Raw genomic sequence first — 13,420 nt, forward strand, 5'->3', positions numbered from 1 at the left:
CCACATAGTCACATTCAAATAGATAATATTTTGTGTTGTAAATTTTAATTTTTGCATTTTAATCACAACAAAACATTAGGAATATCAATAAGATTATTCTTATAGCAACACCTTCTTTTGAGCATTGGAGGCCGTAACGCTCAATAAACCGTCAATTTGGCCTCAAATCTATAAAATTGAGAAATAGATCACAGGTAAAAAAGTACAAAAAAACCATGCATAGAGCATGGTTTTGTCTTTTTCTGGGTAAATTTACCCAACCTGTTTCTTATACTGAGAGGGAGAAAGCCCCTGCAATCGAGTGAAGGTATGAGTAAAAGTGCTTTGACTTGAGAAGCCGGTAAACTCGGCGATTTGCCCTAAAGAGAGGTGACCTTGCTCGATTAGCTCACGAGCCATATCAATGCGCTTACCTAATACGTATTGATGCGGAGTAATCCCCATCTGATCTTTAAACAAGCTGTGGAATTGGCTTTCACCCAAGAAAACGCGCCCCGCAAGCTGAGCAACGCTGATCTTATGGCTGAGGTGTTGTTCGATGTAGCGATCTATTGCTTCTAGATCAAAGCGCGAATCTTTGCGGCTGGTTTCAAATGCAGAGATATGGCGCTGCATCAATGCAATCACGGTGTCATTACACGCGCGACTAAGCAGCAGATCATCAGGATGGTTACGCATTTCCTGTACCAGCATCTGAATCAGCTTCTGAATTTGACCATCGAGTTGAAAATAAAGGTGGGAACGCTCTAGGTTATTGATCTTCTGAAGCATCTCAGGGTCATCATTGGTCGGCTTCGGCATATTCAGCACTAAAATATCCGATTGATGAATCACGCCGCCGAAAGCATGATCAGAGCATGCTGTTACCACACAACCTTGCCCAGGACCGACTAAATTACCCTGCCCACGGACTTCGAATTCCGCTTGACCTTTCAACCCAATCACAATCTGCGTGTAAGCATGATCATGGCAATCCATATAAGATGGCAATGTGATCAGTTCTGCTGGTTTTGGCAGCATACTTTCTTTATATGGTGGGGCTTTCGGGTTATCTGAGTCACTCATTTCACACGGTCATCTTAAGCGTTCGGCTTACATCGAGGCATGATATACCTTCTCGGTTGCCTTGCAAATCTCCACGAAGCCAATCGCGTAAGATCAAACCAACAAGATCAACCCCAACCACATGATCATAGTTCCGGAACGATGATCATGCTAGATTAACTTACGGTCAATGTACAACCAACTTTCTTAACAAAAACGGGCAGATAGAAAAGGTGGGCATTGGCAACAAGCTAAGTTCCTAAAGATCTTCACTACAAAAGTCTCGTATTTTTCTATGTATTCCTGCCGCGAATGGCTAAAAACGCATTAATCGATTGAATATAAACCACATAGAGGGATTTCCCCCCTTACTAATATGCCCCTGATTCAATACATTAGACCTCGAGCTCTAGGATGCATACGACCCTGAGCTCTCGGTATCTGATTGATACCTCTAACTTACTTAGCAGACCCTCGCTATGTAATTTAGAACCTCTTCTACACGTCGACAAGATTATATCTTGTGTTGCCAGCCCGTCTTCAGGCTGGCTTTTTTTTATATCTCAAAAATGAAAACAATGGCATAAGCTGATATTATATCGGCCATCTCACCGTATCCTTACGTCAATCACCACGCTGAGTACTCTTGATCCATTTTTCTCCGCTCCCAGTGTCATCTGGTGCTATTTACCGAAAGCATGATCAAGGAATAACACCGCGTAGATGACGAAAGAATCCATGAAGTGAGCATACTGACCTGCATAAAGCAGGCAATGTATCCAAGTCATGTCTGAATGCTGGTGTAAACACAGCTTATGGAGAGATGGCTTGGGGCCAAATAGCAGTAGTGAGTCCTCTTGTGAATATTCCAGTCAATACCATAGAACAGTCGCTTCTCCGACAGCTACCGGGTTGTTGGGGGTGCAAAGATAAAGATTCGGTATTCCGTTATGTGAATCAGGAATACGCCGAATTATTGGGCCATGCCTCACCAGAAGAGTGCATTGGTAAAACTGACTTCGAGATGTCGAGCCCAACCACTGAATGCGCACAAGAATTTCAACGCCAAGATAAACATGTGATCGAAACGGGCGAATCGTTGAAGATCCTTGATATTCATCCTTACCCTGACGGGCGTTGGCGCGCACATATTTTCACGAAAACCCCTTGGCGAGATGAACAAGGCAACACCCTCGGCACCATTTTTTATGGCCGAGAGTTAACCGACACCGCCGTGATTGAAGTGGGCTACTGGGTGTGTCGAGCCATCGGTACAGACATAAACCATCAATCCATTTTCCGCTTTTCGAATCTGAATCCGAAACCAGAAAAGCTCACATGCCGCGAGCAAGAAACGCTATTTTTACTGCTTTACGGCAAAAAACCTCAGTTTATTTCTCAAGTGATGGGCATCTCCACAAAAACGGTAGAAGGGCACGTCGCACGTCTAAGAAACAAGTTTGAAGCGAATAGTAAGAACGAGCTGATCGATAAAGCAATGGAGGCAGGCTATGGATCTGTTGTACCCAAAACGCTGCTTAAACATCAGCTTTCTGTTGTTTTGAATGGAGAGCGCTAACGCCACGCCGCTTTATCTTTATAAACACAAACACCGCCTAAATGGCGGTGTTTTGTTAGGCGTTAAATAAGATGCCCTATGGCGCGAGACGGTCTATATCCCATTCGCCATCGTGTTGAGAGAATAGGAAACGGTCATGCAGACGATGCTCACCGCCTTGCCAAAACTCAATGCTTTGCGGTTTAACTCTAAAGCCGCCCCAAAAAGTTGGCATTGGAATTTCACCTTTGGCAAATTTCTGTTTGAGCTCAAGGAACTTACCTTCCAGCACTCCACGAGCAGAAATACGGCTACTTTGCTTACTCGCAATGGCCGCCAACTGGCTATCTTTAGGGCGGGAAGTAAAATACTTCATGTTTTCCATCGCAGTCAGCTTTTCAGCCACACCAGTAATGTGAACTTGGCGCTCTAATGGATGCCAAGGGAAATGCAGGCTGATGTTGCTGTTATGTTCAAGATGCTGCGCTTTGCGACTACCTAAGTTGGTGTAAAACACGAAGCCATCTTTATCGACGTTTTTCAATAAAACGATTCGTTGAAATGGCATGCCGTTTTCATCCACGGTCGCCACTGTCATCGCAGTAGGATCAGTCAACCCCGCCTTAATCACTTGCTCCAACCAAAGGTTGAATTGATCAATTGGATCAGCTTTCAAATCTTTACGACGTAGGCCACCTTTCGTGTACTCACGACGAATATCAGCAAGTTCCATCTTTACTCCTTCACTCGTTTTTGTCGATTGTGCTCCCGAAGCTACTGAAATACAAGGACAGCAAACATAGATGTTGAAAAACCGATGGTAACCTCTAGGTTCAGGCAAAAAGCGAGGCCCAGCAACACTTCTAACGAGACCAAAGACCAACGGCAGGGCAAGTTTTTCCACCCAAATGATGAGAATGAAGCGACGAGAAGTAACGTGAAGTCATCCAAAAATAACTTCGCTTCGTTTGCTCTCTAACGGGACAAGATTGACTATTTAACCTCAAGTGAGCATAAACTGACCGCTATGTTACGCAACAAACCAATCGCTTACTTGGCAAACAACCGTTACGTATTTATTAGTACGGAATACTACTTCTAAAATGCAGTTCGATTCCTAGTTAACGTTACCGCTCACAGCATCGTTTAATACCTTTTGATAACATGGCATTAAAAACTCCGGTGAGCTAATTGTGAACTTACTCAATCCCAAAGCCCTGCGTCATTTTCTATTGCTGTTGTTTGTTATCGGCATTTTAGGGCTTGCTCTTACGCATCACTACGCAACTCGCTATCAACACGATCAATGGCAACAAAAGCTCAAAAGCCAAGCGGCTCAAGTCTCACAAGAAGTCGACTACGAACTGGCGAAGTTTGAACAAATTCCCAATTTGCTTAGCCATGACCCACGCTTGCTTGAAGCCGTTGAGAAAGGTGCACCGTCGACAGAACTGAACTTACTGTTGGCGCAATGGCTGAAGCAAAGTTTGGCCGATACCATTTATGTCCATGATAAAACAGGCTTGGTTATCGCTTCGAGTAACTATCAACAGGCGGATACGTTTGTCGGTTCGAGTTTTAGTTATCGCCCTTACTTTAAAAATGCCCGTCGTGGTGAGCCAGCCCAATACGTGGGGTTAGGAGTACGCTCTAACAAACGGGGTTACTTCTTTTCCTCTCCACTATGGTTGAACGGCGATGTCATCGGCGTCATCACGGTAAAAGTGAATTTGGAGCAGTTGGAACAGCGCCTTGCACAAAGTGGCGCAGACGTTTTGGTGACCGACAAACACAACGTAGTGTTTATGAGCAACCTACCCGATTGGCGCTATCGCGCACTGTTTCCACTCTCACCAACGGCCATCAATGAACTGACTGAAACTCGCCAATACGGTGACACGTTGCCCGAATATTACGGCGAACTTACCGCGCAAAGTGACGAAAGTGAGTTTGCGGATAACCAATTGTTGCTGTCACCAAACTACCTCGCGTACGCAACACATTTGTTGGATAAAGGTTTTCGCGTTGTAGCGTTAATCAATCACCACACCGTACTGACGGCAGTATTGCAAGCAGATGTAGTCTATTTGATTTTATACGCGCTGATTGCACTGATCGCATTGGCATGGTTTCAGATGTTGGTGAACAAGGCACGTCTTGCCAATCTCAATGTGAGCTTGGAAGAAAAAGTCATGCAACGCACAGTTGTACTAAGTGAAGCAAACCACAAGTTGCAGCAAACGGTTCGTCAGTATGAACAAAGCCAGCAAGAGCTAAGACAAACTCAGCAAGAGCTGACTCAAGCCGCCAAACTTGCTTTGCTGGGAGAGTTGTCTGCCAGTATCAACCACGAGATAAACCAACCACTTGCCGCGCTGAGAACTTACACCGAAAACTCCCAGCGCTTGTTGTCGATGGAACGCTACCCGATGGTCGCAGACAACTTAAACAAGATGCTCTCGCTAAACGAGACTATTGCCGAGGTCATTGCTAGGCTAAAAGTCTTCACCCGTAAAACTTCTCATGAACCTCATAATGAAGTGTCGATACTCCACGATGCGGTGCACAATGCCACCAGCATATTGAGCAATAAGTTGATCAAACAAGGCGTCACGCTCAAAGTACCGACGATCGACCACGAGGTGAGGCTCGCCATTCACAGCGTTGAACTAGAACAAGTGCTCATCAATCTGTTCCACAACGCTGCGCAAGCGATGGATGGCTATTGTATTGATCCACAAATTTCCATCGCGATTCAATGCCACGATTCGAGCTGCGATATTCTGGTGTCAGATAACGGCCCGGGGATGTCTGACGAGGCACTGGCGAAAATCTTTGACCCGTTTTTTACCACCAAACCAGAAGGGCTCGGACTGGGTTTGACCATTTCAAAACGTATTTTAGAAAGCTATCACGGAGCGCTCAGCGCCTATAACCACCAAGGGACGCAATCGGGTGAGTCAGGCGGCATGACCTTTGTGGTCACCGTTCCGATGGCAAACACCAGTACCACCAAACCAGTAACGGAAAACGACCATGCATAACGCAGTTATCTTTGTTGATGACGAACCACACATTCGTGATGCCGTTTCACAAGCACTACTTATCGAGGGCATTGAAGTCACTTGCTTTCCCAATGCCGTTGAAGCACTCAGAGTTATCGATGCCAATTCTCCAGCCATCATCATTACCGATATTCACATGCCGGTCATGGATGGCTTAGAGTTTATGCGTACGCTGCTGAGCAAAAATCACCACTTTCAATTCATCGTTCTAACTGGGCATGGCGACGTTAAAACGGCGGTCGAAGCAATGAAAAGCGGCGCGTACGACTTTCTGGAAAAACCATTTTCAACCGATCAACTGATGAAATCACTGAACAACGCCAGCGATAAGCTGAACTTGTTGCAAGAAAACATCTGGCTAAAGAAAGAGCTCGACATGCAAACCCATGTCGGCCCAAAAATGATTGGTCACAGTAAAGTCATGGTGAGTATTCGCCGAGCCTTAATCAGCGCACCGACGAACCAACCTCTGATTTTCGTGGGACAAGACGGCACTGGTCGCCGATTAGCTGCGCAATTTGCTCACGATATTCACGCCACACCAGACAGCGAGCTGATTGCAGCATCAGGTGAAGACCTTTACGAACTGTCGCTAGATGCACTCGACAAAGCCATTGACCACCTGACGGAAGACTCAAATCGTTGCAGTTTGTACCTGCACAGCGCAGAACATATCTCGCTCGCACAGTGGCAATGCCTGTTTAACCACCCGAAATTGGAGCGCGTATTTGGTGCGACGACCAAGGTTGATGCCGATGTTAAAACGTTCGCAACGCTCATCCACTTACCAACGCTGGATGAACGCAAAGAAGATATTGGCCCACTTTACAAACACTTCGTACGTCATGCAGCAAGCCGTTATCAGCTGCAACCACCGCACATCAGTTTGGACGAAGTACGCCGAATTACAGAGCTTTCTTGGCCAGAAAACGTTAAACAACTGCGCCAATTTGCGGAGCTGCGCGCTCTCAAACCTGAGACTTTTCGCATGGAAGATTGGGACAGTGAAAAGAGCATCGAAATTCAGAGCATGACTCAACGCACAGAACACTTTGAATATTGTCTGTTATTTGATGCATTACAGCGACACAGAGGCAGACTTAAAGAGGTTCAACTAGAATTACAGGTGTCACGCAAGACCTTGTACGACAAACTAAAAAAACATCAGTTGGACAAATCGAAGTTTAAGGCTCAGTAGCAATACCTCAAAATCTCTTCAGCCTTTCAGCAAGAACGGGCTGAAGCCAGACGGGTAACCTGAGCGAATGTCCTCTGTTACTTATTTTTATTAGCCGGAATGCTGACATGATCGGGTAATAATAATAAGATCAAAAAGATAATCCGTATTTATATAAGCAGAGAATGTGATGAGCCGAGACAACTACAACAAACTCAGCAATGATGAGCTGGATTTTGTCGATGACAAAACCGCCGCACTGCTTCTCAACACCCCAAATAGTGCCCGACTAATGTTGTGGGTTATGGTGTTGTTTTTTGTTGCAGCCATTGGTTGGGCATCGTGGGCACAGATCGACCAAGTCACCGTCGGTCAAGGTAAAGTAATTCCCTCTTCTCAAATCCAAGTAGTCCAAAACTTGGAAGGTGGTCTCGTCAAAGAAATTCTGGTGAAGGAAGGACAACTGGTGAAAAAAGGCCAGCAACTTCTGTTGATCGACGATACTCGTTTTCGCTCGGACTACCGCGAACGTGAACAACAAGTTGCCAACCTGACTGCCTCGGTATTACAACTTTCTGCTTCTATCAACAGCGTTGCCGTCAATCGCGATTTTAATATTCAAGATTGGGAAAAAAGCGTCGTTCTCGATTACGGCAAACTGACTTTCCCACCTGTATTGGAAGAGACGCAGCCACAATTAACTCAGCGTCAAAAAGCAGAATACCGCGAAGATTTGGATAACCTACGCAACCAACTGTCGGTGATCGATCAACAAGTTGAGCAAAAACAGCAAGACTTGGTCGAGATTGAAGCGCGAGTGCGTAACTTACGCCAAAGCTACCAATACGCGAAGAAAGAACTAGATATCACCCAACCGTTGGCGGATGAAGGCGTTGTTCCGCGCATTGAGCTACTCAAATTGCAGCGCCAAGTGAACGACACTCGCCGTGAAATGACATCTAGCGAACTGAAAATCCCAGTGATCAAATCCGCCATCAAAGAATCTATGCTCAATCGCATCGATGTGGCGTTGAAGTTCCGTTCCGAACAACAAGAGAAACTCAATAATGCTCAAGACCAACTGTCTGCATTAGTTGAATCGGCTGTTGGCTTGGAAGACCGCGTAAACCGCACAGTGGTGGTCTCTCCGGTGACAGGCAAAATCAAAACGCTGAACGTCAACACCGTTGGCGGCGTTATCCAACCGGGTATGGACATCGTTGAAATCGTACCAACCGAAGACACCTTGTTAGTTGAGGCGAAAATCGCCCCGAAAGACATCGCTTTTCTTCGCCCGAACCTAAATGCCATCGTAAAATTCACCGCGTATGACTTTACAAAATACGGCGGCTTAGTGGGTGAACTGGAGCACATCAGTGCAGATACCACCCAAGACGAGGAAGGCAACAGTTTCTACATCGTGCGTGTGCGCACAGAAAAAACCAGCTTTGGTCAGGATGCCGATTTACCAATCATTCCAGGAATGACAGCATCGGTCGATATCATCACAGGGAAGCGAACCGTTTTGGAGTATCTGCTTAAGCCGATCTTAAGCGCCAAAACCAACGCCTTGAAGGAGTAACTGATACAAAGGCACTCACAATGTGCAGTTAAGCTCGATAAGTGGTTAAATAAAAAGCACTTATTTCTCACCAACGAGCCCATTGGAAGAGTACACTTGTGATGTGAGTCGAATATGCGATCCAATTTGAAGCGTAAAGTTACATTATTAATCAGTTTAAGTTGTTTTTCGTTCCAAATTGGTGCGTTAAGCACAAAAGAACAACGATGGGTCGATGCGGTCACAGCGGTGTATGGCGAACGCGCCGGATTGCGCGTAAATACATGGCGACAGAACATCGACCTTTTTAAACAATTGGAGACTCATGAACAGCTCGTGGGCGTTAACGATTTTTTCAACCAACTCTATTTCGTTGACGACATAAAACTGTGGGGAAAGACAGACTATTGGGCTACGCCACTCGAATTTTTAGGGAGCAACGGCGGCGATTGTGAGGATTTCACCATCGCTAAGTACTTCTCGTTACTCGAGCTAGGAATACCAGATTCAAAGATGCGTTTGATCTACGTAAAAGCCATCGAACTGAATCAGTTTCACATGGTATTAGCCTACTACCCGACCCCAAGTTCTGAGCCGCTCATCCTCGACAATATCAATCCAGAAATTGTCCGAGCCTCTAAACGTAGCGATTTGCTACCGATATACAGTTTTAATGGTACAAACCTGTGGTTAATGAAGTCCTCTGCTGGCACTGGAGAGCTAGCGGGGAAAGCATCACGTTTGAGCCTTTGGAATGACTTACGCTCGCGCGAACGTAAGTTGCAGTTAAATAAACCTAAAATTAACTATGACGAGTGAGAAACATGACCCTATATAAGAAGCTTGTAGTGGGAATGGTTACGGTCTTTATACTCTTGATGGCATCAGTATTCGTAATCGAATTCAATACTACTCGAACGAGCTTGGAACAACAGCAACGTTCAGAGGTCAACAACACCATCAACACCGTGGGTTTGGCGTTAGCACCTTACCTAAAAGATAAAGACAAGGTTGCCGTTGAATCGGTAATCAATGCATTATTTGACGGCAGTACCTACTCAGTGGTGCGTCTCACCGCGTTAGATTCTGATTACCAGATCGTACGCTCTTACCCAGTAAAACCAAGCACCGTTCCGCAATGGTTTATCGACATGAATCTGTTCAAAGCGATTCACGATAAACGCGTGGTCACCAGTGGTTGGATGCAACTGGCCGAAGTCGAAATCATCAGCCACCCAGGCGCGGCGTATGAACAGCTATGGCAAGGTTTTGTCCGTTTGCTATCTGCGTTTAGCGTCATCTTCCTAGCGGGATTGATTGCGATTTCTTACATTCTGCGTCGTTCTCTAAAGCCACTGGCTGCTATCGTGAAGAAAATGCACGACATCGCAAACAACCAGTTTGGTGAGCCACTCACTCGCCCTAAAACCAAAGACCTGATCGCGGTCGTGGATGGCATCAACATGATGTCGGCACAGATTGAGTTGTCATTTAAAGAACAGGCCAAAGAAGCACAACGCCTACGTGCTCAAGCATACCTAGATCCTATCTCCAAACTAGGTAACCGCTCGTTCTACATCAACCAAGTTGACCAATGGTTGGCAGAACAAACGCAAGGGGGTATCGCGCTACTCCATGCAGAATATATTGGCGACATTTACGAGACAAAAGACTACCAACGCGCTGATGCCCACGTGAAAGAGTTGTCTCAACGTCTGAAAAACACCATTGATGTTCCGGGAGCCACCATTGCTCGTCTTTCTAGTGATGAATTCGGTCTGCTTTTCCCGCACATGGATGAGAGCGAACTGCGCATTCTCGCGGACAGCATCGTCAACTGTGTCAATGGCCTAAACACTGATCCAACTGGCTTAGCAAAACCAAAAGCCTCGCTTGGTGTGGCACACAGCAAAGATCAGAAAACGCGTTCTGAAGTCCTTTCTATGGTGGATAACGCACTATCGAAAGCCAAAGCACAGCCAGACAAACCATACGGCTTCATTGGTAGCGATACGCCATCTAACTTGATGGGTAAACAGCAATGGAAAGCGTTGGTTGAAGAAGCAATCCACAGCGATTGGGTGAAATTCCGCTTCCAAGCTGCTAAGAATACTTGGGGCAAAGTGTTCCATAACGAAGTGTTCTCAAGCATCGAAAAAGATGGCGAGACTTACCGTGCTAACCAATACTTATTTGCATTGGAACAGTTGGATGCGACCAACATCTTCGACCAATACGTGATTGAGTCGATGATTAAGATGCTAGAAAGCGGCGAGCTTAACGATCCAGTCGCGATTAACATCGCGCAAAGCAGCTTGTCTCAGCCATCGTTCATTCGCTGGACAACCAACATGTTGGAGAAACACTCAAAAGTGGCGTCTAAACTTCACTTTGAGATCCCTGAAGAATGCTTCATTGATCATCCGCACCATACCGCACTGCTTTGTAACGCAATTCGTCAGTCTGGTGCTGAGTTTGGTGTCGACAACTATGGTCGTAACTTCCAGTCGCTGGAATACATCCAAGAGTTCCGTCCGAACTATGTGAAGCTGGATTACTTGTTCACACACAACTTACACGACGAAAAACAGAAGTTCACACTCACGTCGATCTCTCGTACCGCTCACAACTTGGGCATTACTACGATTGCATCGCGTATTGAAACTCAGATCCAATTGGATTTCCTCACCGAGCACTTCGTAGAGGTATTCCAAGGATTCATCGTCGACAAGGAATAATAAGGTTCACCAACGATGAAAGACCCTTTACTGAATTCGCTCATCTACGTTAGCCGTTACTATGGGTTAGCCAACTCGCCGGAAGCTCTTGTGAATGGGCTTCCGCTGTCAGATGGTAAATTGACCCCGTTCCTGCTACCAAGAGCGGCGGAAAGGGCCGGATTGGTTGCCAAGGAAAACCGTGCAGAGCTGGAGAAAATCTCCAGCCTGATTCTGCCGGCAATCTTAGTTCTTAAAGGTGGTGACTCTTGCGTTCTCAATAGCATCAATATGGAGACACGCGAAGCAGAAGTCACAACCTTAGAAAGTGGAATGGTGCCAATCTCCATTCCATTAGAAGACCTACTTGAGCAGTACACTGGTCGCTACTTTTTAGTTAAAAAGCAATTCCGTTTCGATGAGCGCTCTCCCGAAGTGCTCAAAACCAAAGAAGGTCACTGGTTCTGGTCAACCTTGTGGCAATCTAAACGCATCTACCGCGATGTGCTTATCGCTTCTCTTTTGATCAACATCTTCGCCATTGCCGCACCAATGTTCACTCGTTTGGTGTACGACAAAGTGGTGCCAAACCTCGCGTTTGAAACCTTATGGGTGTTGGCAAGCGGTATCTTCGTCGTGTTCATTTTCGACTTTTCTCTCAAGTCACTTCGTAACTACTTCATCGATGTGGCGGGTAAAAAGTCGGATATTCTGATCTCCTCTAAACTGTTTAGCAAAGTAATGGGGATTCGAATGGAATCCAAACCGCCGTCAGTGGGTGCATTTGCACGTCACTTGCAGGAGTTTGAATCCATCCGCGAATTCTTCACTTCCGCTACCGTCAGCGCGTTGATCGACCTACCATTTGCGATTCTGTTTTTAATCATCATTTGGTTGATGGCGGGCAATTTGGTATTTGTGCCGATGGTAGGTGTTCTCATTCTGATTATCCACTCACTGCTCATCCAAGGCCCTCTACGCCGTTCTATCGAGGAAGGCTCACGTCTAGCTTCTCAAAAATACGCCAACCTGATTGAGAGCTTGGCAGGCTTAGAAACGGTGAAAATGTTGAGTGCTCAAAGCCAGTTCCAATACCGCTGGGAAGAAGCGGTGGCGCACATGGCAAACTGGAACATCAAGAGCCGTCGCATTACCGATAGCATCCAAAACGCTGCGGGTTTCGTGCAGCAAAGTAGTAACGTCGGAATGATCATCTTAGGCGTTTACTTGATTGCAGAAGGTGACTTAACCATGGGTGGTTTGATTGCCGCAACCATGCTAAGTGGTCGTGCGATTGGGCCTTTGGTTCAGCTATCGCTACTTTCAACGCGTTATAACCAAGCCAAATCGTCGATGACCATCATCAACCAAGTGATGGAAATGCCGGACGAGCAGGAAGAAGGCAAACGCTACATTCACCGCCCTATTGTACAAGGTAAGATTGAGCTAGAACGCGTTACCTTTCACTACCCAGACTCACCAGTCGCGTCAATTCGAGATTTGAGTTTGACGATTAATCCTGGCGAGAAAGTGGCGATTATCGGCCGTATCGGCTCGGGTAAAACCACGTTAGAGCGTCTCATCATGGGCTTATACCAACCGACAGAAGGTCATGTTCGCATTGATGACACCGACATCGCGCAGCTTCATCATGTCGATATTCGCCGCAATATCGGGTGTGTGGCGCAAGATTCCAATCTGTTCTTTGGCTCCATCCGCGACAACATCACGTTAGGCCGTCCATTAACCGATGACCGTGACGTGATGGATGCAGCCAATCGTGCGGGTGTGACCGCCTTTACGCAATCGGACCCAGCAGGTTTGGAGCGTCAGGTTGGTGAAGGGGGCGCAATGCTTTCTGGCGGTCAACGTCAGGCGGTGACGATTGCTCGCGCGTTCCTTGGACGTCCTCCGGTACTCTTGATGGATGAGCCAACCAGTGCAATGGACAACCGCTCAGAAATGCACATCAAGCATCAATTGGCGCAGTTAAAACCGAGCGAAACGCTGATTTTGATTACACACAAAACGTCGATGCTCGACATCGTAGATCGCGTGATTGTAATGGAAAAAGGCAGCGTAATTGCAGACGGTCCAAAATCTCAAGTGCTGAACGACTTGAAGCAAGGTAAGGTTAGAGCAGTTAGCTAATCTCTGAAAGCAAGAAAGCCATTATTGAAATACAAAGCCCCGTTGAATCGAATGTTTCACGGGGCTTATTTGATCGGTAAACCAAGATAGTTCAGCTCTTCAAGCACAACCCAAATAAGCACGAACCCCACAATCACCACCAGCATC

General features: G+C 46.3%; 9 protein-coding genes. 7 read left to right on the top strand and 2 right to left on the bottom strand.

Features of this window, described 5'->3' with window-relative positions; all coding sequences use genetic code 11:
• Positions 1-252 precede the first annotated feature (252 nt).
• Complete coding sequence (locus OU793_RS02280; protein ID WP_005468852.1) at positions 253-1,065, bottom strand: AraC family transcriptional regulator; 813 nt, start codon at positions 1,063-1,065, stop codon at positions 253-255.
• Between the two features lie 802 nt (positions 1,066-1,867).
• Between OU793_RS02280 and OU793_RS02285 the strand changes: the two genes are divergently transcribed.
• On the top strand, positions 1,868-2,623 hold the full coding sequence (locus tag OU793_RS02285) for a PAS domain-containing protein (protein WP_043028050.1): 756 nt from the start codon (positions 1,868-1,870) through the stop codon (positions 2,621-2,623).
• A gap of 76 nt (positions 2,624-2,699) precedes the next feature.
• Here the strand turns inward: OU793_RS02285 and pdxH are convergent, their stop codons facing one another.
• Complete coding sequence (gene pdxH / locus OU793_RS02290) at positions 2,700-3,335, bottom strand: pyridoxamine 5'-phosphate oxidase (protein WP_140103542.1); 636 nt, start codon at positions 3,333-3,335, stop codon at positions 2,700-2,702.
• 460 nt (positions 3,336-3,795) lie between these two features.
• Here pdxH and OU793_RS02295 point away from each other — a divergent pair, with 460 nt between their 5' ends.
• The 6 genes from OU793_RS02295 (at position 3,796) to OU793_RS02320 (ending at position 13,273) form a co-directional block, all read left to right on the top strand.
• Positions 3,796-5,646 (top strand): ATP-binding protein, encoded by a 1,851-nt coding sequence (locus OU793_RS02295; RefSeq protein ID WP_023623811.1) that lies wholly within the window; start codon positions 3,796-3,798, stop codon positions 5,644-5,646.
• Complete coding sequence (locus OU793_RS02300) at positions 5,639-6,865, top strand: sigma-54 dependent transcriptional regulator (RefSeq protein ID WP_024702249.1); 1,227 nt, start codon at positions 5,639-5,641, stop codon at positions 6,863-6,865. Before OU793_RS02295 ends, OU793_RS02300 begins: the two co-directional genes overlap by 8 nt.
• Before the next feature lie 169 nt (positions 6,866-7,034).
• Positions 7,035-8,426 (top strand): HlyD family type I secretion periplasmic adaptor subunit, encoded by a 1,392-nt coding sequence (locus OU793_RS02305; protein WP_005464847.1) that lies wholly within the window; start codon positions 7,035-7,037, stop codon positions 8,424-8,426.
• Between the two features lie 114 nt (positions 8,427-8,540).
• Complete coding sequence (locus OU793_RS02310) at positions 8,541-9,224, top strand: transglutaminase-like cysteine peptidase (protein ID WP_005464869.1); 684 nt, start codon at positions 8,541-8,543, stop codon at positions 9,222-9,224.
• 5 nt (positions 9,225-9,229) lie between these two features.
• Positions 9,230-11,143, top strand: coding sequence for an EAL domain-containing protein (locus OU793_RS02315; RefSeq protein WP_140103544.1), 1,914 nt, complete (start codon positions 9,230-9,232; stop codon positions 11,141-11,143).
• A gap of 15 nt (positions 11,144-11,158) precedes the next feature.
• On the top strand, positions 11,159-13,273 hold the full coding sequence (locus tag OU793_RS02320; RefSeq protein ID WP_005464845.1) for a type I secretion system permease/ATPase: 2,115 nt from the start codon (positions 11,159-11,161) through the stop codon (positions 13,271-13,273).
• Positions 13,274-13,420 lie beyond the last annotated feature (147 nt).

Source organism: Vibrio sp. VP6 (genome assembly GCF_028823755.1).
In the GTDB taxonomy this organism is placed as follows: domain Bacteria; phylum Pseudomonadota; class Gammaproteobacteria; order Enterobacterales; family Vibrionaceae; genus Vibrio; species Vibrio parahaemolyticus.

Bases quoted from the DNA above. Each gene is read 5' to 3' on its own strand.
- OU793_RS02305 (WP_005464847.1), top strand. From the start codon at position 7,035: ATGAGCCGAGACAACTACAACAAACTCAGCAATGATGAGCTGGATTTT.
- pdxH (WP_140103542.1), bottom strand. From the start codon at position 3,335: ATGGAACTTGCTGATATTCGTCGTGAGTACACGAAAGGTGGCCTACGT.
- OU793_RS02315 (WP_140103544.1), top strand. From the start codon at position 9,230: ATGACCCTATATAAGAAGCTTGTAGTGGGAATGGTTACGGTCTTTATA.
- OU793_RS02320 (WP_005464845.1), top strand. From the start codon at position 11,159: ATGAAAGACCCTTTACTGAATTCGCTCATCTACGTTAGCCGTTACTAT.
- OU793_RS02280 (WP_005468852.1), bottom strand. From the start codon at position 1,065: ATGAGTGACTCAGATAACCCGAAAGCCCCACCATATAAAGAAAGTATG.
- OU793_RS02300 (WP_024702249.1), top strand. From the start codon at position 5,639: ATGCATAACGCAGTTATCTTTGTTGATGACGAACCACACATTCGTGAT.
- OU793_RS02310 (WP_005464869.1), top strand. From the start codon at position 8,541: ATGCGATCCAATTTGAAGCGTAAAGTTACATTATTAATCAGTTTAAGT.
- OU793_RS02285 (WP_043028050.1), top strand. From the start codon at position 1,868: ATGGCTTGGGGCCAAATAGCAGTAGTGAGTCCTCTTGTGAATATTCCA.